Genomic DNA, 22,892 nt, shown 5'->3' with positions numbered 1-22,892 from the left:
TAAAACTCCAGATACCTATAAGAAAGAAAAATCCTGTTTTCTCAAATAAAACATTATTTTTTCAGCGAAAAAATACTCAGCATGTTGCAACAATGTTTTACTGACATGGGAATTTTTACAATATTAACTTTCCAGTTCAAATGAAATGCGATCCTCTCCTGGCTCCTAAATGGGACAATGTTTAGAAGGACAATACCCTTAGCGGTACTTAGAATTACAGCATCAGCATGGAGAACTGTCTTTTCCCGTTAAGGAGTCATATATTATCTCTTGGAGTTTTACCGTGAAAATTATTTCTATTTTACTGCTTGGCTGCACTATCGCTGCCAACTGCCAGATGGCTCATGCAACGGTCAATATTGGCGGAACACGCCTCGTCTATGCAGGTGCAAAAAAAGAAGTGTCGCTCAGCGTTCGTAATCCGGACAGTAGTCCTTATCTTATCCAGACGGTTATCGATAATCTTGATAGTAGTCCGCAAAAACCGCCCTTTATCATCACCCCTCCGCTTTATCGCCTTGATGGAGGGAAAGAAAACCTGATGCGCGTTATCCAGTCAGGAAATCTTCCACAAGATAAAGAGTCCATGTTCTGGCTACGTGTTAAGGCAATCCCATCTGCGCCACGTGAAAAAAATACGCTACAGATTGCGGTATCAACCAGCATCAAACTGATTTACCGCCCGGACTCGCTGAAAAACCTGGATGTAGAGAAAGAGAGCGACAAACTCAGCTGGCATATCTCTGGCAACCAACTGGATATCAACAATCCGACGCCCTGCTACATTAATTTCAATGAAATCAGTGTTGCCGGAAAAAAACTCACGAATGTCTCCTATGCGTCTCCAGGAAAAACAACATCTTTTACGCTACCTGCGGGTGTTAATTCAGGAAATATTCAATTTAGCGTCATCAGCGACTTCGGCGCTGTGGGTAAGATGCACTCAAAATCTGCTTAAATGGTTATGATTATGTTTAACGTAAATAAATTCTTTTTATCATCAACAGCCTGTATTTTCCTTGCTGCGGGTATTGTCCACTCGGCTTTTGCCGTAGACCCAGTACAAATTACCGTAACGGGGAATATTGTCGCCTCACCTTGTGTAATCGATACGGGAAGCGAGTCATTAAATATTTCTCTGGGAGACCAGTTGCAAAGCGCCGATCTCAATGCAGCAGGAAGCGGTTCTGCATGGGTACCAATTAACGTCGTTTTCAAAAGCTGTCCGGCGGGTACTTCAACCATTACCGCGACATTTCACGGCACAGCCGATGCTGGGGACCCGAATACACTGTACAGCAACACGGCAGTAGATGCGGGTGAAAACAAAGCGGCCAAAAACATCGCTGTTCAGCTTGAAGGTTTGGCTAATGAAGCTTACGGCAACGGCAAAACGGCGACTATTGATATTGCCTCCGCAGGCACGACCCCCACCTTTAAGATGCATACTCGCGCTTTCAGTAAAGACGGTGGCGCGACACCGGGAAAAATCAGCTCCGTTATCACGATGTCATTCACGTATAACTAACAAACGGGTTTTTCTCCCGGATACGGCTCAAGGATGGCCGTTTTCGGTCATTTTTTGATTATAGGGTGCTGAAAGGGGTATCATGATTTTCTCTCGCTTTGCGTCTTTGCTGGCTGCATTCAACGCGTTCTCCCCATCGCCTTTACGTTAAACATCCTTCACCTTTCAGCCTCTATTAAGATAACGTGTTGTTTGTTGCGCGTAGCCCATGGTGTCATTTATAACCTTGTCCTCACGACCACCACTTTTATCAACCTCTGATATACTCGTAGTGATATTTCTCTGGGAATGTTGTACGCTATGAAACCTGAAAATTATATTATAAAACTTATACATGAACTCTCTGAACCGGCGCGCGTAAGGGTAGGACGCCAACGGCAAATCATTTCATTGGATCAGCTTGAAGAACCGATGACATTCATACTGCATTCCGGCATCGTCGCCGTCTACCGAACGAGAGACCGGCTTCTACTGAAGTTTATCGAAGCCCCGATGATCGTTGGTATGAATGATCTTATTGATACCAATGCGGGTTTTTATATGCAGGCCTGCGGTGAAATTAGATATGAAATCAAACCACGAAAATCCACACTTGAAACTATTAACAATCGCAATCTTTGGCAGGAAGCCGCCTATTCGTATATGTATGCCATAAAACGTTTACTACAAGCTCACGAAACTTCGGTTGGGTTGTCTACATACGAGTTGATTCGTTTAAACCTTGTGTCACTAATGACCGAAAAAGAAGACGTTCGTCTGTCAGTTAATGCCTGTGATTACATACAGGAAAAAACCCATCTTTCGCGCAGTCGAATTATGAAGATCCTGAGCGATTTGAAAACAGGCAACTATATTAAAATTGAACGTGGGCTCTTAATGGCAATACACAGGCTTCCGGATCACTACTGACCCGGGTAACCAGGTTTATTTGTTCTGCTTCGCCAACCATGCCATTGCCCTTTCTCCCGCCTCATCCACCGGTAAATACACCAGCAGCCGCGACCCGTTTCGCGGCGCGGAGTACCAGTACATCTGCTGCAGCGTAAAATCCCCCAGCTCGGGATGGGTAAACAGCTTAAGCTGGTTCTCCACGCCGCGCACGTCGTTGCGCTGGTGCCACAGGGTTTTAAACTCTTCCGACACCGCAAAGAAGCGCGCCAGTTTGGCCTCCCACAGCGGATCGCCCCGATGCTCGGCCATCGCCGCCCGGAAATAGGAAACAAATATGGGCAGCACATCGTCACGCCTGCCGAGACGCGCGCGCCACGCCGGATGGGTGAGGAACAGGTAAATACAGTTGCGGTCTTCCGGCGGGATTTCATTGAAATCGACGCCCATCAGGTGCCCGAAGCTGTCGTTCCACGCCACGATGTCGAAATTCGGTTTCTGAATGCTGGCGGGTTTAGGCATCAGCGTATCCAGCAGGCGGCGCGTGCCCTCGCTGATACCCTCGCAGCAAACCGCCTGCGGCGCTTCACCCGGCGGCAGCCCGGCTAACACAAACAGGTGTCGGGCCTCGGTCGGGGTGCATTGCAGCGCTTTTGCCACAGCCGCCATCACCGCGCTGGACGGATTGACGTCCCTGCCCTGCTCAAGCCAGGTGTACCAGGTCACTCCCACGTCCGCGAGCATCGCCACCTCTTCCCGGCGCAGACCCGGCGTGCGGCGACGACCGCTGCGCGGCAGGCCGAGACGCTGCGGATCGAGGCTTTCGCGTCGCGCGCGTAAAAATGCCCCCAGCTGTTTTCGGGTGTCATCCTGAAGTGAGACGACGGGTTCAGACATCAAGGCCATAAATCCCCCTGCATGGTAGTGCCAGTACCAGTATAAGCAAGAACTGGTACCCGTTTATCAGATGGTTGATGCTACGACCATCTGTTGAATGACGCAATGGAGTTACCATGAATACGTCAGTTGTTTCACCGGGCCGCGCTGGCCTGATATTGCTGCTAACCGGCCAGATGCTGCCGATGATTGATACCTCAATCACCAACGTGGCGCTGGACGCCATCACCCATTCGCTGAACGCGACCGCCACCGAGCTGGAGCTGATAGTCGCCCTCTACGGCGTGGCCTTCGCCGTCTGCCTCGCGCTCGGCAGCAAGCTGGGGGATAACTTTGGCCGTCGGCGTCTGTTCATGTGGGGCGTCGCGAGCTTTGGCCTGGCCTCGCTGCTGTGCGGGATGGCGGGGAACATTGAACAGCTGCTGGCCGCGCGCATCGTTCAGGGGGCGGGAGCCGCGCTGATCGTGCCGCAAATTCTTGCTACCCTGCACGTGACGCTGAAAGGTACGGTGCACGCTAAAGCCATCAGCCTGTTTGGCGGCATCGGTGGGATTGCGTTTATCGTCGGCCAGATGGGCGGCGGCTGGCTGGTGTCGGCGGATATCGCCGGGCTGGGCTGGCGTAACGCCTTCTTCATCAACGTGCCGATTTGTCTGGTGGTGCTGGGGCTGAGCCGACATTTCGTACCCGAAACCCGTCGCGAGACGCCGTCACGCATCGACTGGACCGGAACCGTGCTGCTGGCGATCATTCTTTGCTGCCTGCTGTTCCCGATGGCGCTCGGCCCACAGTGGCACTGGTCGTGGCCGCTGAAGGTTATGCTTCTCGCCATTATTCCGCTGGGCTGGCTGACGGCGCTGAATGCGCGCAAAAAGGAGCGTGAGAACGCCCATCCGCTGATCCCGCCGCGCCTGCTGCAGCTTCGCAGCGTTCGCTTTGGCATTCTGATTGCGATGCTCTTTTTCAGCGTCTGGTCCGGGTTTATGTTCTGTATGGCGCTGACCATGCAAACCGGTCTGGGGATGGCACCGTGGCAGTCCGGAAACAGTTTTATCGCGCTGGGCGTAACTTACTTTATTTCGGCGTGGTTCGCGCCGCGGCTGATTGCTCGCTACAGCACCAGTACCATTCTGCTGACGGGTCTGGCGATCCAGATTGCCGGCCTGCTGGCGCTGATCGCTACGTTCCGCGTCTGGGGAATGAAGAATACCGCCCTGACGCTGGCGCCCGCGACCGGGCTGGTCGGCTACGGGCAGGCGCTGATCGTGAACAGCTTCTACCGCATCGGGATGCGCGATATTCAGCCTGACGACGCGGGGGCCGCGAGCGCCATTCTCAGCACGCTACAGCAGGCCGCGCTGGGGCTTGGCCCGGCCATTTTTGGCGCGATTTTGCTGCACGCGCTGCAAAACCATCACGGGGATTACACCCAGGCGGTGAACGTCTTCCTGATGGTGGAAACGGCGATGATGGTGGTGCTTGCCCTGGCGACGCTGCGCATCCGCCATCGCCTGTGCCTGCCGGTGGTGAAGGTCTGCCAGGCCACCAAATAAGCCCGGGAATTTGCATAATAGATCCGCAGCCGCCATTATGGGGCTGCATCAATACAGGAGACGTTATGCAGGAATTAATTGCTCAGGTTGAAGAGTTAGGCATTGAAATTAATCACACCACCTCTTTAGTGATTATCTTTGGTATTATTTTTCTTACCGCCATCATCGTTCATTTTATTCTGCACAAAGTGGTGCTTCGCGCTTTCGAAAAACGCGCGCAGGCCAGCAGCCATTTATGGCTGCAGATCATTACCCAGAATAAATTATTTCACCGTCTGGCCTTTACCCTTCAGGGGATAATCATCAACGTTCAGGCGGTACTGTGGCTGCAAAAGGGCAGCGAAGCGGCGGAAATTCTCACTACCTGCGCAAAGCTGTGGGTCATGGTGTATGCCCTGCTCTCCTTCTTCTCGCTGCTGGACGTGATTTTTAATCTGTCGCAGAAAATGGCCACCGCGTCACAGCTGCCGCTGAAGGGGATCTTCCAGGGCATCAAGCTGGTGAGCGCCATCCTGGTGGGGATATTGATTATCTCCCTGCTGATCGGCCAGTCCCCGGCAATTCTGATAAGCGGTCTCGGTGCTATGGCCGCCGTTCTGATGCTGGTGTTTAAAGACCCGATACTCGGACTGGTGGCGGGGATCCAGCTTTCCGCCAACGACATGCTCAAGCTCGGCGACTGGCTGGAGATGCCGAAATACGGTGCCAACGGCACGGTAACGGATATCGGTCTGACCACCGTTAAAGTGCGCAATTTTGATAACACCATCACCACCATTCCGACGTGGGCGCTGGTCTCCGACGCCTTTATCAACTGGAGCGGCATGTCTGCCTCTGGCGGGCGACGCATTAAGCGCAGCCTGAATATTGATACCACCAGCATTCATTTTCTCGACGAGCAGGAGCAGCAGAAACTCATTCAGGCGAAGCTGCTGAAGCCCTATCTGGCCGCGCGACATGAGGAAATTAGCCTGTGGAATCAAAAAAACGGTGAAGGGGAGTCGGTATTAAACCTGCGTAAGATGACCAATATTGGAACCTTCCGCGCCTACCTGAATGAATATCTGCGCAACCATCCGCGTATTCGCAAAGATATGACGCTGATGGTGCGCCAGCTAGCGCCTGACGCGAATGGTTTACCGATTGAAATATATGCCTTCACCAACACGGTGGTCTGGGCAGAATATGAGGAGATTCAGGCCGACATCTTCGACCATATATTCGCGGTGGTGGATGAATTTGGGCTGCGTATTCATCAGTCCCCGACCGGGAACGATATTCGATCCCTGGCGGGCGTTATCGCCAGATAATCCGTTTGTAGGCCCGGTAAGCGAAGCGCCACCGGGCGTGAAGGCAGGTGCAGTCTGGTGCCCTCACCCCGGCCCTCTCCCACGGGGAGAGGGAGAAAAGCAGATCACTTTTTGCGGGAAAGCTTAAACGCCACAAACAGGAAGATAACCCACACCGGCAGCAGCATCGCCGAAAGACGCATCTCATCCATGGTGCACATCAGCACCAGAATCAGCCCGAGGAAAGCGATACAGATATAGTTCCCCGCCGGGTAAAGCAGCGCTTTGAACTGCGTCTCGCGTCCCTTGCGGCGCATCGCGGCGCGAAAGCGCAGGTGCGCAAGGCAGATCATGATCCAGTTCAGCAGCAGCGTGGCAACAACCAGCGCCATCAGCAGGCCAAAGGCCTCTTTCGGCAGGAGATAGTTGATCAGCACCACCAGCGACGTAATGGCGCCGGAAAGTAACAAGGAATTCACCGGCACGCCGCGACGGCTGACGCGGGTGAGGAACTTCGGCGCGTTGCCCTGCACGGAGAGGCCGAACAGCATGCGGCTGTTGGAGTAAACGCCGCTGTTATAGACCGACAGAGACGCCACCAGAATGACGAAGTTCAGCGCCGAGGCCACCACGTTGCTGTTCAGATCGTGGAAAATCATCACGAACGGGCTGCTGTCGGACTTCACTTCCACCCACGGATAGAGCGCCAGCAGCACCACCAGCGAGCCGATGTAGAACAGCAGAATCCGGTACACCACCTGGTTGACCGCTTTGGGAATGCTTTTATGCGGGTCGCGCGCTTCCGCGGCGGTAATGCCGATCAGCTCTAGTCCACCGAAGGAGAACATGATCACTGCCAGGGAGAGGATCAGCCCTTTCCAGCCGGTCGCCAGGAAGCCGCCGTGCTGCCACAGGTTGTCGATCGTGGCGCGCTCGCCGCCGTGGCCGGAAAAGAGCAGCCACAGGCCAAAGCCGATCATCCCGATAATCGCCAGCACCTTGATCAGCGCAAACCAGAACTCGGTTTCGCCATACAGGCGCACGTTGACGAGGTTAACGGCGTTAATAATGATGAAGAAGGCCGCCGCCCAGATCCACGTCGGAACATCCGGCAGCCAGTACTGCATGTAAATGCCTGCGGCAGTCAGCTCCGCCATCCCCACCAGCACGAACATCACCCAGTAGTTCCAGCCGGACAGGAAGCCAGCAAACGGGCCCCAGTATTTATAAGCAAAGTGCGCGAAGGAGCCTGAAACCGGCTCTTCAACGACCATTTCGCCAAGCTGACGCATGATCAGGAAGGCGATAATCCCGGCGATACCGTAACCCAGCAGCACCGCCGGGCCAGCCATCTGAATAGCGGGGCCGATGCCGAGAAACAGCCCGGTACCGATCGCGCCGCCAAGGGCAATTAACTGGATATGTCGATTTTGCAAACCACGTTGCAGCGTCGGATTCTGATCCGACGAGGCTTCAGCGCTACCATGGCCTGAAGCGGATGACGCGTCTTTCACGTCCTACCCCTGTCTCTTTTTTAGAAGGGGCACGTTTTAACACTTCATGCTGGAGGTAGCAAGGGATTGGGGCATCCCTGCCCCGGATAACGAGATGGAACGCTTAAAACGCGTAGCCAACCGAGACCTTAAAGGTGCGCGGTTCGCCCTGCGTAATATAGGTACCGGAATCGTCCACGCTGGCCCAGTAGTTTTCATTGGTCACGTTGTCGATGCCCGCGCGAACCGTCATCTGGTTTTCATTGTGGTTCACCGCGAAGCGATAACGCATTCCCAGATCCAGCGTGGTGTAGCTGTCCAGCTTTTTGGTGTTTGCCAGGTCAGCGTACTGCGCGCCGGAGTGGTTCACGCGGGCGGTGGCGGTCAGGCCGTCAATCGGCTTGATGTCGTACTCAGCGCCCAGCACGGCGTAAAAGTTCGGAATCCCGATCGCATCGTTACCCTGATTCACGCCATTTTTGGTTTTGGTCAGTTCGGCCTGCAGCCAGGTAGCGCTGGCGTTCAGACGCATCCCCAGCGCGGGCTCGCCGAAGACGTTCAGCTCCACGCCACGGTTTCGCTGCTCGGCGTCCAGGCCGTAGTGGCCGCTGTCGTCGAGGATCGCCGACGGCATTTTGATTTCGAACAGCGCAAGCGATCCGCCCACGCGGCCGAAGTCTGCCTTCACGCCCACTTCGTTCTGCTTAGAGTGAACGATACCGGTGCTCTGGCCGTAGTTGGTGGCGGTGTTAGGTGCGGTTTTGCCCGGCTGCAGCGCTTCGGTGTGGTTTGCATAAAGGGAGATCGCCTCCCACGGCTTGTAGACCACGCCGTAGGTGGGCATCCAGCGGCTGCCGTCGAAACCGTCCGCCGCGTTTTCCGCCCCGGTGACTTTGTTATACCCGCGAATGACCACCTTCTGATGGCGGGCGCCTGCGGTGAACAGCAGCTTGTCATCCAGCACGCCCAGCGTATCGCTCAGCAGCCAGCCCTGGGTACGGGTGCGCCCGCTGGTCAGCGGATCGCTGTACTTTCCGCCGGAACCGTTGAAGTTGGTGCTATCCGGCATGTCGACGCCGGTGTTGTGGTAGATGTTGGTGGTCGGGTTATCTTTCGTCGCCGACATTTTCCACGCGATTTTTTCATTTTTGGTCATCGCCGAATAGCCAACGTTGACCTTGTGCGAGACGAAGCCTGTAGTGAAATTACCGCGAACGCCCGCCATGCCGCTGACGGAATCGCTGATGCGGTTGGTATCAAGACGGCTGACCGTTGCCTTGCCGCTTTTATCCACCAGCTTCGGCGCGCTGTAGATGCCTTCCTCGTGCGCGTGCTGCGCGCCAAGACCGGTATAGGCGGTCCAGCCGTCGGTGATGTCGTACTCGCTGCGCCACATCCCGAATTCGTTTTCGATGTTGCTGTAGGCCCACTTCTGCGAGAAGTTGCGATCGTTTTTCGGCGGCTCGGGAACGAAATCCACCGCGGAAATATTGACGCTGGTCGGGCTGCCGTGGAAGGTTTTCTTCTGATAGCCCAGATCCAGCGAGGTGCGGAAGCGGTCGCCGGTGTAATCCAGGCCGGTAGAGAGCAGCGTGGTGCGGCGGCGGTCATTCGGTATGCCGGTTTCCCCTTCGCGATGAACCAGGTTCACCCGCGCGCCAAGCTGGTCGCTGTCACCGTAGCGACGGCCCGCATCCAGCGTGGTGCCAATCTGGGAATCCGAGGTGTAGTCCACGCCGACTTTCGCCTGCGGGAGTTCGCCCGCGTGTTTTGGCTCAAGGTTGATCATCCCGCCCACGCCGGAGCTTGCCGCGCCGTTCATCAGCGAGTTGGCCCCTTTGAAGATCTCGATGCGGTCGACCATCTGGGTATCCACCACCTGGCGCGGCAGCACGCCGGACAGGCCGCCAAAGGTCATGTCGTCGCCGTCGAACTTCAGGCCACGGATGCGGTAGGTCTCCGCGCTGTTGCCGTACCCCTGAACGAACTGCACGCCCGCGTCGTTCGCGACGACATCGGCAATGGTTTTCGCCTGCTGATCTTCCACCAGCTTCGAGGTGTAGCTGATGATGTTGAACGGCACGTCCATGGCGTTTTGCTGGCCCAGCATACCCATGCGCCCGCCGTTCGCCACCTGTCCGTCAAGGAAGGCCGGTACCAATTGGTCGCCACCGGGTTTGAAATCGCTGGCTGATGCAGCCTGGACAACGAGGGTGTCCTCTTTTTGATTGTCCGCCGCAAAGGCGGAATGTGTCGCCGCGCCAACGGCGAGCGCCAGCAGCGTCTTGTGTATTTTGGTGTTGTTCATCGTTAACTCATTTTAAAGTGCGCGCAAAAATGACCCGTTGTCGGGCCTTAGAATGTATTGAATGCAATGCAAATGAGAACTATACGCATTATCCATGCGTTAGCAAGTGTAACCGCGTTCATAAGGAGATTTGGCGAGAAAAGAGGGGGAACAGCCACCCCGTTTCGGGGATGGCTGCAATAACATTATTTTTTCTTGTAGATATTGGCCGTACCGTGAATTTTATTGTTGGTGTTCCCTGAAGTGAGCACCAGGACATCCGCGCCTTGCTTATCGGCTTTCTCAATCAGTTCTTTTTTCGCATCATCCACCGATACTTCATTCGAGGTGTTTACCGTACCGATTTTTTTATATTGAGATGCAACTTTCTTGAACTCGCTTTTAGTGAGTAGCTGGGCAGCAAAAGCATTGGTCGTAAACAGTAACGCCGTTCCCAACAAAATAGCAGTCGTCTTTTTCATAACCTTTTTCCTTGAGATTAATCAGCAACTACGAAAAACCTCACGCATTGTGGTGAGGTTTTATGAGCATGGTAGAGAATCTCAGGAATTGCCATGCGTTCGGGAAAAATCTTTTATAACAACCCGTTGCATGAAATTACTAACGAATATTAAGAATATTCGAATACCCGCGCGGTGCCAGCAATATCAATGCGTACAGCCGTGCCCGGGTTCCATCCTGGCTGGCTTACGGTCTTCAGAATTACGGGCTGCTGCTGCCCGGCTAATCCCAGGGTGAGCGTCGACAGCTGGCCGGTGAAGTCCACGTCGAGAATCGAGATCGGGCTTTCATGCGCTGCACATGCCGTAACGCGTAATTGTTCAGGGCGCATCATTACCCTGCCCTGCCCTGTTGCATGCGCGTTGTCCGTCGGCACTTCACCCAGCGCGCACACGGCATACCCGGCAGCGAGCTGAGCAGGGAGGATCACGGCATCGCCAAGAAACAGCGCCGTCTCTTCGTCAACGGGACGGGTGTAGACGTCATAAGGCGTACCGACCTGCGTGAAGCGTCCGGAGCGCATGACGGCGACCTGGGTAGCAAAGGACAACGCTTCGTTCTGGTCGTGGGTGACCAGAATCGAGGCCACGCCCGCTTCGGCCAGCAGATCGGCCGTTGCCTTACGCGTCATCGCGCGAAGGCCGGTATCCAGAGCCGAGAACGGTTCATCCAGCAGCATCAGTGAAGGTCGCTGGGCCAGCGCACGGGCAAGCGCCACGCGCTGCTGCTGTCCGCCGGAAATCTCGTGGGGCCAGTGCGTTGCGAGCTGCCTGTCCAGAGAAACCATCTCCATCAGCGCCTCAACGCGCTGGCGCTTCTCGTGGCGAGTGCCGTCCAGCCCCCAGGCGATGTTGTCTGCCACATTGAGGTGCGGGAACAGCGCACCCTCCTGAGGCACAAAACCGATCCGGCGCAGGTGGGCGGGAACAAAACTGTTTTCATCGAACAGCGTTCTCCCCTGCATGACAACGCGCCCGGTGTCAGGCGTTTCGAACCCGGCCAGAATACGCAGCAGCGTGGTTTTCCCCGACCCGGACGGCCCGACAATCGCCGTCCTGCTCCCCGGCGCCACGCTCAGGTTTAAGCTGTCGAGCACCTGCACATCAGAAAACGATTTAGAAATGGCGGTTAATTCAAGCATGTCATAGCCCTGCAATTTTTTTCGACTGCATATAGAGAATGGCGGTCAGCGGGAGTGAAATCAGGATCATCAGCATCGCGTAAGGCGCGGCGGCCACATAGTCAATTTCACTGGTCAGCGCCCAGAATCCGGTGGAGAGCGTGCGCGTGCCCAGCGGAGAGAGCAGCAGCGTGGCGGTCAACTCGTTGCTGACGCCGAGGAAAACCAGCGCGGCCCCCGCCGCCGCACCCGGCGCGGCCAGCCGCATCGTGACGCTCCAGAGCGCCTTCGCGGGCGTGCTGCCCAGGCTGCGCGCCACGTTCTCCAGTTCGACCGGCGCCTGCGCAATCCCCGCCCGCAGGTTGATGAGCGCACGGGGCATAAACATCAGCAGGTAGGCAAGGAACAGGGTAATTTCCGTCTGGTAAATGGGACGGGCGTAGTGAATGGTGACGGTGACCAGCGCCAGCGCCGTGACGATGCCCGGCAGCGAGCTGGTGATATAGATGCACCCTTCCAGCATCCGGAAGATGCGGTGCGGATAGCGGATACCGAGCCACGCGATGGGGATCACGCACGCCGTCGTCAGAAGCGCGCCGCCCACGCCGAGCATCAGCGTCTGGCGCAGGGAGTGCCAGAGATCGGCACTCATCCAGTTTTGCACGCCGCCGAGCCAAATCCAGCGACACAGGACAATTAACGGCACGCCCAGCGCCAGCACGATCAGCACGATGAAAAACAGCTGGCCCAGCGCGGCGGCCGCAGGCTTCAGCGGCCAGCGTTTCTGCTCGCGCGCGGCCCCGGCGCCAATGCGCGCGTAGCGTGCTTTTCCGCGCGTCACGCCCTCCAGCATTAATATAGCCAGACAGCACAAGGCCAGCACGCCCGCCAGCATGTTCGCCGCCGGGCCGCTGAAGGTAGACTGGAACTGGTCATAAATTGCCGTGGTGAAGGTATCAAAGCGGATCATCACGTACAGGCCATATTCCGCCAGCAGGTGCAGCGCCACCAGCAGCGCGCCGCCGCAGATAGCGAGCTTAAGCTGGGGCAGCACCACGCGGAAAAAGACCCGCCACGGCGGCGTACCCAGCGAAGCGGCGACATCTTCAAGCGTCGGGTCAAGGCGACGCAGCACCGCCGCAACCGGCATATAGATAAACGGATAGTAGGCAAGAACCGAGAGGAACACGCCCGCGGAGAGCCCGTGCATGGACGGGACAGCGCTCACCCAGGCGTAGCTTTGCACAAACGCGGGGATCGCCAGCGGGGCGACCGCCAGTGCGGACCAGATCCCTCGCCCGGCAAGCTGCGTGCGCTCCGTGAGCCAGGCGATTGCCACGCCCGTCACGATACACAGCGGAACCGCTAAAGCCGTCAGCCACAGCGTGTTGCTGAGCAGCTCAGCAACACGCGGGCGAAACACCAGCGCCTTAATGGTTTCCCAGCCGGTCTCAATGCCAATGGCAATGATAAAACCCAAAGGCAGAAGCGCCATTAATGAAAACAACACAGCTAACGCAACCATCGGCAGTGCAGGACGCCTGCGGGCAGGCTCCTGCACTCTGTTTTTTCCGATGTCGAGACTCAGACCAGACATAAGACGTTCACTTCACTCTCAGGATCACAGCAGGCCGGCTTGCGTCATCAGCTCGATAACTTTTTTACTGTTGAGCGTTGAAGGTTCAACTTTCGGCGCATCAAGATCTTTCAGCGGGACCAGTTTCGGGTTTGAGGCCGCGTTCACGCCCACGGCATATTCAAAGGCGTTGTTGGTCCGCAGGCTTTCCTGGCCTTCTTTACCGGTAATGTATTTGATGAAGGCCTGCGCCTGCGCTTTGTGTTTGCTGGACGCCAGCACGCCGCCGCCAGAGAGGCTCACGAACGCGCCCGGATCCTGGTGTTTGAAGTAGTAAAGCTGGGTGTTTTTGCTGTTTTCACCGGTTTTGGACTGATCGACAAAACGGTAGTAGTGATAAATCACGCCACCATCAATCTGACCGGCATTGACCGCTTTCATCACGGTGCTGTTGCCTTTATAGGCAACGAAATTGGCTTTCATCGCCTTGAGCCATTCCAGCGTGGCCTTTTCGCCTTTCAGCGCCAGCATCGCGCTCACGATGGCCTGGAAATCCGCGCCTGACGGTGATGCCGCCCAGCGGCCTTTCCACTCGGGTTTTGCCAGATCCATCAGCGATTCAGGCAGCTGCTTTTCATTCAGCTTTTCCGGGTTATACACAAACACCGTGCTGCGCGCCGCGATGCCAATCCAGCGGCCGTGCGCCGGACGATATTCTGCCGGTACCTGCTTCAGGGTGTCTGCATCCAATGGCGCAAACAGGTTGGCGTTATCCACCAGCACCATTGAAGGCGAGTTCTCCGTCAGGAACACGTCTGCCGGTGACGCGCTGCCTTCCTGAACCAGCTGGTTACCCAGCTCGCTGTCATCGCCATTACGCAGAGTGACTTTAATGCCGGTTTCTTTGGTAAAACCGTCAACCCACGACTTCACCAGGTTTTCGTGCTGCGCGTTATAAACAACGATACCTTCGTTGTTATCAGCGGCAACCGCTTGTGTGGAAAGGAAAAGGGATGAAGACAACAAGGCAAGCGAGAAGCAGGACAGCAGGCGAGAATTCATGAACATATCCTTTATAGACCAACGGGATTAACGACTCATAGCTTTGTGGGACAGGATTAAAGCATACAACAACGCTAATGATAATTAGTATCAATCGAGTTTAGTCGTAAAAGTGTAAAATTTCTTTTTAGCAGATTTTAGAATGATAAAAATCCAAATTTTAATGAGAGATAATTTTTAGATTAAGAAAACCTTAAGCCTGCCTACAGTGAAATTCATTAGCCTTCTATTCATTATGACGCGAAGGTAAATCTGTTATTCATGCGCCCGGCAGATATAAAAGCCCCGATCTTGCGGGGCTTTTTATGCTTATCCGGAGGTCGCTAAATTTATAAGGCGACTAATTTAAAAAGCATCACATAACCGCATGAGGGGCATACATAGGATAGGTGAAGAACAATAAATGCACGCAGTTCAGCCCAAAATGGAATAACGTTGCAACCCAGAGCCTGCCGCTCCACATCCACGCCAGGCCGTAAATAATGCCGGAGAGGCTGGCAAAAATAATCAGTAGTAAACCGCCGCTATAATGCATCAGTCCAAAGATGACTGAGGCAATCAACAGCGCGACAACAGGATGAATAATCCGGGACAAGCGTTGCTGCAGGTAGCCTCTGAACAAGGCTTCCTCAGCCAAAGAGACGAAAAAAATATTCGCAAGGGCAAATTGAGCGAACCATTCTGGCGCATGCGGCTCAATTCTAAGTCCGCCCAACGCAACAGCCAGAAGTAACAGCGCGGGTATCGCAAGAACCAATATTCCCCAGCCGACCTTGCCCGCTTTATAGAGGGGTTTTGCGACGAATAACGTTGGCATGCACGTAATTAAAAAGAACGGCACCACTGCCTTGTCCATATTAAAGTACATACTGAACGGTATGCTTTGCGGACCTACGACGACAGCATCCAGCACTTTGGGGTTATGAAAACCCGGGATCAGATGCAAAACCAGGGCAACGGCGATGGCCACGCACAGGCCTTCGACCAGATATGTATATTTATTATTTTTATTACGTAGCCATTCAACAACAGACCAGCCAACAACGATTGATGCAATAACCAGCAGCGCCGGGGCGTCAAGAATGCCCTGTTTCCAGCCCAGAAATGCCGTTAATCCCAGCATCAGGTAAGCCAGGCTTTTATTAAGGGAGAGTGCGGCAAGCGAAGTTGCGAGTAGATACCACATAAATGTCCTTCTTGACCGGTAAATTTTAGGGGCGATGTCCCAAATATGTCCCACAACGGAAATCAGGAGGATGTGAAAGAGGCGTAACTCTATGAAATGAAATGGCACGCCCTGTAGGATTCGAACCTACGACCTACGGCTTAGAAGGCCGTTGCTCTATCCAACTGAGCTAAGGGCGCACTGATATGCGTGTACTTCGCGGTGGTGAAACGCGAAGAATTATACGGTCAATGGCAGGTGAGTCAATGCCTTTTCCGTTTTCAGGGCCAATTACCGCTAGCCGATTGTAAATACGGCTATTTTCTCAACATTTCGTCCTGTTTCACCGTAAAATTTAGCGCTGCGAAAAGGCTTAGTTGCATTTAAGTAACGCCTGCTGTTTTCCTGACCGTCAGCTCGTCACACTAGAGTCAGGTATCCCGGCCGCCTGGAGGCTGACAGACAACAGGACAATGGAGTGACAGCGCAAAACCTGATCGATACGCCCCCCCGGTTACAGTACATTTCTCAGGACATCGTCGGCATTAAGCTTGAGCCCATCGTCGCCCTTTCCTCCTTGCGCCAGGTTGGCGTGGAGGTCCTTAGCGTTCTGTCCGACACGCGGGACAGCGAGAACTTTTTTTGCGATCGCTCCGCAGAGTGGTCGATAACGCTGCTTGAAGCGCAGCTTGCCGCGTTAAAAAATACGCCGCACGGTCATAATCTTTTTATTAATCTGCCGATAACCGTCCTGACAGAGCCCGCGTCTTTTCAGCGACTTATCCGGTTGCCAGGCGTGCCGCTCAATATTGAGATTGTCGACCTCGCGTCCTTTTTGGCGCTTTCCCTCGTAGAGAAGCAGCATGTCGTTCAAAATTTGCGGCAACTTTGCAGACAGGGACACGCAATCTGGCTTGATGACGTGGATGACGTCACAGTGCAGTCGTTTTTATCCTGCCGACTCCCGTTAAGCGGCATCAAAATAGATAAGGAAGCATTCTGGCGTTTACGCGACACCCCTGCGCTGAGGCAACTGGTTTCCCTTTGCTTTCAGCTTGCCGGGAAAGTGCTTATTGAAGGTATTGAGACTGAACGCGATCGTACCTGGGCACTGCAGGCAGGCGCAGACCTCGGTCAGGGATATTACTGGCCGTCCTGGACATGGCCGGAGGATTAAAAAGCCATTTCCAGGAGGGAGACCATGCGAATGACAGTGCGCCGTTACCGGCGGCGGCGTACAGGAAGTGATGCACTGGGATTTACGCGCTCACCTTTTGCTCCCCCCTTTTTCGACCGGCTCGAATTTTTGAGCCAGTCCATCAGCCAGCCCCGCAAAACCGACGCCCCGTTTATCCTTCTGGTGACGGAGGATCACTACCTGCGCACCGGTTTTCTCCACGGGCAGTTTCCCCTGAGCAGCTGCTGCGACTACGCCACGCTGGACGACGCCCTTATCGCTCAGACGCAGTGGCCCTCAGCCCGTCTGGTCGTGGATATTGAAAGCCGATCCACGGGGCTTCTGGAGAAACTGGATCAGTTGAGACGGCATAGCCTGTTTTCTCCGTTCCTGACGCCCTGGCTGTTGGTCCGGGCCGATAATTACGACACCCGCCTCTTCTGCAAAGCGGCAGGTCCCTTTCATGTGCTCGAACGTCAGCTGAACGCCGCCGCGCTCCAGCACAGCCTGCAGGATCCCCTCCCTCCGCCGGGTACCGAGAAAGACTGGTTCTCGCGCAACGAATGGCCCATTCTGCAGGAGCTTTCCCGGGGCAAGACATTGCGTCAGATTGCCCTTATGCAGAATCGCCCCTATAGCCGCATTATCTATCGTCTCAGCTGCATCCTGCTGAAGCTGGGGCTAAGCCATCGCCAGGAATTGCTGCATCTTCTTAATAACCTCTCAGACTGCACGTTTTCACTCACGTCCTAACCCCTTATTTCCTAAAGCGGTTTAAGAATTTACTTACCACTTGCGTTGCGAAAATGTTAATTTTTAACAATATAATCGAATTTATAACTATTCCTAATTTATGGGCGCGAACCTTGTGAAATGCCACAGATTAGCGGAACGGCAGCACTTTCCTCCATCCGTTAAGCGAATGCAGAAGGCGTTAACAAGATGATAATGATGTAAAAACAAGCAGCTTAGCGACAACTGCCAGGAGTAAAAAGCGAAGCGGGCAGCACGTTCTCCTGTGCACCAGACGCCGTTATCCGGATCGGCGTAAGCACTTTCAGATGAAGGTCAGACGGCCTGCGAGGGCAATTTTTAACCTCACTTTTGCGGGTTCGTCCCTTTAAAGAGGCGTATTTTTGTTAACAATTAATCAACATACAGAGATATCTGTTATTTTTTGTTATTACATAAAGATGAAAAAATGCGGTAAATGAGATAACAGGATATTTCCGCTAAATTTAAAAAAATAGCGATTCAGATCCAGAAGATAATACAAACCAATACCCTCATATTAATTTACAGGGTTTTCGGAAAAAACTTACCCTGTATAATAAGATGCGTATCAAATATGAATAAGAAAAACCTTTTTGCCAACACCAGCCTAATGAGATGACCGCGCTGAGGCATAGTTCTTTTCATTACGTAAACAAGGATGCTTTCGCTCTTTCCAGGGAAATACTACGGTATAGGGATCTGCACATTATATCCTTCCGGCATTTCGAGAGTTTTACCAAACTCTGCATAACGCTTTTAACAATCTGAGGCATTAAAAATGAAACCGGCATCCGTTATCATTATGGACGAACATCCTATCGTCAGAATGTCGATAGAAGTCCTGCTACAGAAAAATAAGAATATCACAGTCAAGCTCAAGTCTGGCGATAGCCATGAAGTCCTTGACTGTATCCGCAATCACCCTATCGATCTGGTGATCCTTGACATTGAACTCACGGGCACGGATGCCTTCTCTAGTGAAGAGAATCAGGAATTTAAACAAAAACATTAAGGTTCTGTTCCTCTCGTCTAAATCAGAGTTGTTTTACGCAGGTCGCGCCATTCGCGCCGGGGCAAATGGCTTCGTCAGTAAACGAAAAGATTTGGGTGAGATCTACAACGCCGTAGAAATGATTCTGATGGGCTATTCCTTTTTCCCGTCAGAGACGTTGAACTTTATAAACCACCTGGGTTCAGGGAAAGGGATGGCAGTAGATATGCCATTATCGAATCGCGAGGTCACGGTATTACGGTATCTGGCGAATGGATTATCCAACAAGGAAATTGCTGAACAGCTACTATTAAGCAACAAGACCATTAGCGCGCATAAATCCAATATTTATTCCAAGCTGGGTGTGCAAAGCATCGTGGAATTAATTGATTACGCTAAAGCCCACGAGCTGCTATAACCTGAATTCACTCCCTGCAGCTTATCTGAGCTGCAGGGAGTGCGGTCAGTGCTAATTATAATTAATCATGAAGGTGGCATCCGCATCAGCCCGTCCGGGCTGAGGGTTATCGGCAGTGGCAATATAATTGGCATAAAATGACAGAATCGCATTTCCCTGCGCATCAACCGAGACCGGCTGGCTGGCCTGCTGAAGCGCCAGCCGCGTTTTATCCGCATCCCTGATCTCAACGGCGACATGGCTTGCAGTACTGGCGTCATTCAGCGCCAGCAGGCCGCTATTGCTTCCGTCGGCTTTACCCGAAAACGTAATGGACGCCGCGCCCGGCGGGCAGCCGGTCAGCTTCAGCGTAAACGGCATCGGCTGCGTGCGGCTCCCGGTGGTGCTGAGCTGTTTCGTGGGCCAGGTGCCCAGCGGGACGGCCTTGTCGCTGTCGCTGCCCTCGGCAACGCAGGTAAAATCGACGATATTGCCGTAGAGCCGAATGTTAATCTCGCCCAACGCGGTGTCCGCCTGAGCCTGCGTGCAAAGCGCAAAGAGCGCTACGGTGAGAAAACGGATCCTGTTTCGCATATCGGCTCCTTAGTCGTAATCCACGCGCAAATACCCGCGCGAGGTGAAGCGCCCTTCCGCTGGCTTATTGCCCGTCACGCTCACCGGCCAGACCCGGATCCCCACCTGCGCCTGCGCGCTGTCGTCGAGGCGGAACGGAATTTTGCTCGTCAGGTTGTTGGGCGTCAGCGGCGCCCCGCTCTCGTTGGCAATGATGAACCCCACATCCGGGTTATCCGACACCAGTACATTATCAGAGACCTTTTCCGCCTCGACCCGCATCGTCAGCATGGCGTTCGCCTCCACGTTGGTGCATTTGATGGCGATGGTTTTGCTTTGCGATGAGACCCCCTCCGGCTTGTTACCCACGCCCGCCTTGCTGAACAAGGAGGCGCCAATGTCGCCGAAATCAAACTCCACCACGTTACCGGCATTGATGGCGCAGCTTTGCGGCACCTGAATGGTTCCGCTGTAGCTGATGGTATAGACCGGCGTGGTTAACGGATCGGAAGAGGTAGTGGTGACGTAAACGCGGAACATGGTGGCACGCGGGATCACCACCATGTTGATAAAACGCCGGGTCACCTTAAGACGGAAGACCAGGCTGGAGTCCTGAACGCCAAACGGTTTGTTTTTGGAGACGTTAGGATGGCTCCCCATCTGGATATAGCTTTTTGGCGGGTAAAACACGCCAGCATAGCTGTCCGTAATTTTCATCGCCCCGTCCAGATAGTCGTTAAGCTTCAGATATTGATAGCCATCGCTCGTTCCCGTTACCGGGTAGTCGGTCACATAGCTGCGCTTGGTGGTATTCCCGGTCGTGCCCTTCGGGCAGACGGCATTCACCCCTACCCACTGCGATTTCTCGCTGAGCGTCACGACCTGCCCAATCTGGTTATTCGAGCTGTTGAATTTATCCGTCAAGTCGTAATGCACTTCCGTCGGCACGCCTTTTTCATTGACGCACACGGTCGCTAATGCGTTTGTCGCGGGCAGTAGCGCCAGCAGCGACAAGGCAAAGAGTTGAGTTTTAGTCACAGCCGATCCCCTTAAGTGTGATTGCCTGTTGCAGGCTCTGTTCAGACAAGCTGTAAGGTGCGCGACACTGGGACTGCGCCCCGTCGCCCCACTGGATCAGCAGTTCTCCCTCCAGCGGCAGCCCACTCAGGTAAATTTGCCCGTCATCCCCCACCATGCTGGTCACGCCGCTTTTGGTCTCACGCACCACCGCGCCGAACGGCACCGGCTGGTTACCGCGCGTTACCGTCAGCAGGGCGCGCACGCCAATGCGGGTCTCAAAGCTGGCGCGCACCAGCGCGCCTTTGGTCGGCACCACGCTGCTCACGTTGTTTTCGATATCGGTGTTATTGCTCATGGTGTTGGTATCCAGCGCCACGCGGTTGTAGCGATAGACGGTGGCATACGGCATCACCGCGTAGCCTCGCCAGTCGGTTTTCACGCCGGTCTGGTTTTCAATACTGACGCCCGATGCTCCCGGCGCTTTGATCAGCACGTTGGTGTCGCCCAGCGGCTGGCTGAAGGTCACGCCGTCGGCGTGGCCGACCACCCCGCCGGAGAGCTGCCAGTTGAGATCGTGCTGGTCGCGGGAATAGTTGTAGCCAACGCCCAGCGTGCCGTAGGTCGCCTGCCAGTTGGCGCTGGCGCTTCCGCTTGCGCCGTTGGTGCTGGCGTGTCCCTGGGTCACGCTGTAGTTCAGGTTGCGATCCTCCAGCAGCGTTCCGCTGACGCCGGTTTGCCAGCTTGTGTCGCCGTCGCTGTTTCGACTGGCGGATGCCGTAGCGTAGGCGCGGTCAATCGCGCTGTCCCGGCGATAGCCCTGACGGGTAAAGAGGCTGAACGGCACGGAGACGTTAAACGACGCGATCCGATCGGTGCCGTCTATCCCCACGGATTTGTTCCACGACCACGAGACGGAGTAGTTGATCCCCTTCACGCCGCCCGCATAGCCCAGCTGGTACCAGAGGTTCGTCTCGTCTGTTCCCCAGTAGGTCTGCTCGCTACCGGAGATATAGACCGAGCCGTAGTCCCCCAGCGACTGAGAAACGTTGAGCTGGAAGCGGCCTTTTTTATTCCACGTCAGGTTGTGATAGCTCTGCACGTCCGGCACATCGTTATCGTTCTGACTATCGGCATACTGATAGCCCTCCATTGAGCGCCAGGCGACATCGTCGAGGGTGTAAAACCCTTTTGTGGAGTAGCGGTAGCCCAGCAGCTGGAAGTTAGTGCCGAAGCCGTTAAGGGATTTCGCGTAGAGGAAGCGCAGAGACTGCCCTTCGTGCCTGCTGTCGTCCGCGAGCTGGCTGCGGGCGTGGGTGATATCGAGTGAGACCGCGCCCCAGTCTCCCAGGTTTTTCCCGGCCCCGACGGCCACCGCGGTATAGCGTGACGCCAGCTGCGTCCCGCCGTAGAGCGTGTAACCGTTGGCAAGACCGGTAATCAGGGTGCCCTGAGTGAAGAACGGCGTATCCTGATCGCTGTTACCGCTGCGGTAATCCCCCGCGACGAGGTCATACTTCCAGCGCCCTTCACGCTGCAGGAGCGGCACGGTGGAGTACGGCACGGTATAGCGCTGCTGGGTGCCGTCTTTCTCTTCAACCGTGACTTCCAGGTCACCGCTTGAGGAGGTCGGGTTAAGATCGGTAATCGCAAATGCGCCCGGCTGGACATAGCTTTGATAGATAACGTAGCCGTTCTGGCGAACCACCACTTTGGCTGGCGTACGGGCGATCCCGCGCACGGTCGGCGCGTAGCCCTGCAGGCTGTCCGGGTACATGCTGTCAGACGAGAAGAGCCGCCCACCTCGAAAACCCATGCTGTCGAAGACGTCATTCCCGGTATTGCTGTCGCCCAGCACCAGTTCGCTTTTGAGCGGGATGACGGTGCGCTGCGCCCAGGTGCCAATATTCTGCCACTCGCTGTGCCGCTGCCCGTTATTCTGCGTGTACCGCCATGCGCCGTTGTTACGTAAACGCCAGGCGCCATAGTTCAACCCGCTCTGCAGGTTCAGATAATAGCTGTCGTCTTCGCTTCCCCGGTTACCGGTGAAGCTGTAGTTCACCAGCGCGGCGGGAATGCCTTCATCCCACTGTTCAGGCGGAATGTAGCCCCGGGCGCTGTTTTGCAACGCCACCTGCGGCAGGCTGACGTCCAGACGCTGAGAGGCAAAATTGAATACCGTTTCGCTGCCGGGTATGGCCGTGGTCAACGGAACGCAGGTGTCGCCCTGCACCTTAGCCAGCTCGGGAAACGCCGCGACGTTGACGCCAAAGCGATCGAGCATCGCGCGCGTAATACACGCCGACAAACCGCCCGCCACCGGCGGCGTGTTCTCGGCCTGCTCGAAACGCACGTCCTGGGTACCGATAAACTCATCGTTACGCCAGATATCCACGCGATAAACGCCGGGTGCCTGCTGGTGTCCTTGTTCAAAACGCGACAAATCCGCCACGCTGGCGGTGTCGTCCGACAAGAAGGCCGGGTTGAAATAACTTTCGCTCCAGCCAGCCTGCGGCCAGAGCGCAGCCATCAGCGCCAGTGCAACCGGGCAGTAACGTCTCTGGTGCTTTTTCATCGCCCTGA

General features: G+C 54.9%; 18 protein-coding genes, 1 tRNA gene and 1 pseudogene. 8 read left to right on the top strand and 12 right to left on the bottom strand.

Features of this window, described 5'->3' with window-relative positions; genetic code table 11:
- The first annotated feature begins 283 nt into the window (after positions 1-283).
- From HB664_RS08590 to HB664_RS08580, 3 genes are all read left to right on the top strand, one after another.
- Positions 284-958, top strand: a complete 675-nt coding sequence (locus HB664_RS08590) for a molecular chaperone (RefSeq protein WP_375156381.1) — start codon at positions 284-286, stop codon at positions 956-958.
- Positions 959-970: 12 nt separating this feature from the next.
- Positions 971-1,528: a fimbrial protein gene (locus tag HB664_RS08585; protein WP_172620524.1), complete on the top strand. Its 558-nt coding sequence runs from the start codon at positions 971-973 to the stop codon at positions 1,526-1,528.
- Positions 1,529-1,828: 300 nt separating this feature from the next.
- The gene (locus HB664_RS08580) at positions 1,829-2,437 is read left to right on the top strand and encodes a helix-turn-helix domain-containing protein (protein ID WP_165356692.1); all 609 of its coding nucleotides are present in this window, start codon (positions 1,829-1,831) and stop codon (positions 2,435-2,437) included.
- Between the two features lie 15 nt (positions 2,438-2,452).
- Here HB664_RS08580 and HB664_RS08575 read toward each other — a convergent pair whose 3' ends face one another.
- Positions 2,453-3,322, bottom strand: coding sequence for a helix-turn-helix transcriptional regulator (locus HB664_RS08575; protein WP_094934726.1), 870 nt, complete (start codon positions 3,320-3,322; stop codon positions 2,453-2,455).
- A gap of 107 nt (positions 3,323-3,429) precedes the next feature.
- Here HB664_RS08575 and HB664_RS08570 point away from each other — a divergent pair, with 107 nt between their 5' ends.
- Both HB664_RS08570 and HB664_RS08565 read left to right on the top strand, forming a co-directional pair.
- Complete coding sequence (locus HB664_RS08570) at positions 3,430-4,866, top strand: MFS transporter (RefSeq protein WP_219940632.1); 1,437 nt, start codon at positions 3,430-3,432, stop codon at positions 4,864-4,866.
- Positions 4,867-4,931: 65 nt separating this feature from the next.
- On the top strand, positions 4,932-6,176 hold the full coding sequence (locus HB664_RS08565) for a mechanosensitive ion channel family protein (RefSeq protein ID WP_219940630.1): 1,245 nt from the start codon (positions 4,932-4,934) through the stop codon (positions 6,174-6,176).
- A gap of 104 nt (positions 6,177-6,280) precedes the next feature.
- Here the strand turns inward: HB664_RS08565 and pheP are convergent, their stop codons facing one another.
- The 8 genes from pheP to HB664_RS08525 form a co-directional block, all read right to left on the bottom strand.
- Positions 6,281-7,669 (bottom strand): phenylalanine transporter, encoded by a 1,389-nt coding sequence (gene pheP, locus HB664_RS08560; RefSeq protein WP_047061279.1) that lies wholly within the window; start codon positions 7,667-7,669, stop codon positions 6,281-6,283.
- Positions 7,670-7,772: 103 nt separating this feature from the next.
- A complete protein-coding gene (locus tag HB664_RS08555; protein WP_196354744.1) occupies positions 7,773-9,956 on the bottom strand; it encodes a TonB-dependent siderophore receptor in 2,184 nt (727 codons plus the stop codon).
- Between the two features lie 185 nt (positions 9,957-10,141).
- The gene (gene yahO, locus HB664_RS08550) at positions 10,142-10,417 is read right to left on the bottom strand and encodes a DUF1471 family periplasmic protein YahO (protein WP_033144835.1); all 276 of its coding nucleotides are present in this window, start codon (positions 10,415-10,417) and stop codon (positions 10,142-10,144) included.
- 149 nt (positions 10,418-10,566) lie between these two features.
- Positions 10,567-11,598: an ABC transporter ATP-binding protein gene (locus HB664_RS08545; RefSeq protein ID WP_143347444.1), complete on the bottom strand. Its 1,032-nt coding sequence runs from the start codon at positions 11,596-11,598 to the stop codon at positions 10,567-10,569.
- Position 11,599: 1 nt separating this feature from the next.
- Complete coding sequence (locus HB664_RS08540; RefSeq protein WP_048976680.1) at positions 11,600-13,174, bottom strand: iron ABC transporter permease; 1,575 nt, start codon at positions 13,172-13,174, stop codon at positions 11,600-11,602.
- Between the two features lie 24 nt (positions 13,175-13,198).
- On the bottom strand, positions 13,199-14,215 hold the full coding sequence (locus HB664_RS08535) for an iron ABC transporter substrate-binding protein (RefSeq protein ID WP_039263996.1): 1,017 nt from the start codon (positions 14,213-14,215) through the stop codon (positions 13,199-13,201).
- A 355-nt stretch (positions 14,216-14,570) separates the two neighbouring features.
- A complete protein-coding gene (locus HB664_RS08530) occupies positions 14,571-15,401 on the bottom strand; it encodes a CPBP family intramembrane glutamic endopeptidase (RefSeq protein ID WP_143347445.1) in 831 nt (276 codons plus the stop codon).
- Between the two features lie 102 nt (positions 15,402-15,503).
- Positions 15,504-15,580: transfer RNA gene (locus tag HB664_RS08525), tRNA-Arg, on the bottom strand.
- A gap of 278 nt (positions 15,581-15,858) precedes the next feature.
- Between HB664_RS08525 and HB664_RS08520 the strand changes: the two genes are divergently transcribed.
- From HB664_RS08520 to fimZ, 3 genes and pseudogenes are all read left to right on the top strand, one after another.
- Positions 15,859-16,557: an EAL domain-containing protein gene (locus HB664_RS08520; RefSeq protein ID WP_182071767.1), complete on the top strand. Its 699-nt coding sequence runs from the start codon at positions 15,859-15,861 to the stop codon at positions 16,555-16,557.
- A 24-nt stretch (positions 16,558-16,581) separates the two neighbouring features.
- Complete coding sequence (locus tag HB664_RS08515; protein WP_033144829.1) at positions 16,582-17,310, top strand: response regulator transcription factor; 729 nt, start codon at positions 16,582-16,584, stop codon at positions 17,308-17,310.
- Positions 17,311-18,109: 799 nt separating this feature from the next.
- Positions 18,110-18,740 (top strand): annotated as a pseudogene (gene fimZ, locus HB664_RS08510) (fimbria biosynthesis transcriptional regulator FimZ).
- Between the two features lie 51 nt (positions 18,741-18,791).
- On the opposite strand, the gene sfmF reads toward fimZ, so the two are convergent.
- The 3 genes from sfmF to HB664_RS08495 are packed head-to-tail and all read right to left on the bottom strand — an operon-like array spanning position 18,792 to position 22,884.
- Positions 18,792-19,313, bottom strand: a complete 522-nt coding sequence (sfmF, locus tag HB664_RS08505; RefSeq protein ID WP_039263992.1) for a fimbria assembly protein — start codon at positions 19,311-19,313, stop codon at positions 18,792-18,794.
- Between the two features lie 9 nt (positions 19,314-19,322).
- Entirely contained in the window at positions 19,323-20,330 is a 1,008-nt protein-coding gene (fimH, locus tag HB664_RS08500) for a type 1 fimbria D-mannose specific adhesin FimH (protein WP_219940629.1), read from the bottom strand.
- Positions 20,323-22,884: a fimbrial biogenesis usher protein gene (locus HB664_RS08495; protein WP_219940628.1), complete on the bottom strand. Its 2,562-nt coding sequence runs from the start codon at positions 22,882-22,884 to the stop codon at positions 20,323-20,325. Before HB664_RS08495 ends, fimH begins: the two co-directional genes overlap by 8 nt.
- Positions 22,885-22,892 lie beyond the last annotated feature (8 nt).

The organism is Enterobacter sp. DNB-S2, from assembly GCF_019443845.1.
GTDB classification, from domain to species: domain Bacteria; phylum Pseudomonadota; class Gammaproteobacteria; order Enterobacterales; family Enterobacteriaceae; genus Enterobacter; species Enterobacter asburiae_B.
The sequence above is the reverse complement of the archived record's forward strand: the minus strand, read 5'-3'. Positions and strand labels throughout refer to the sequence as shown.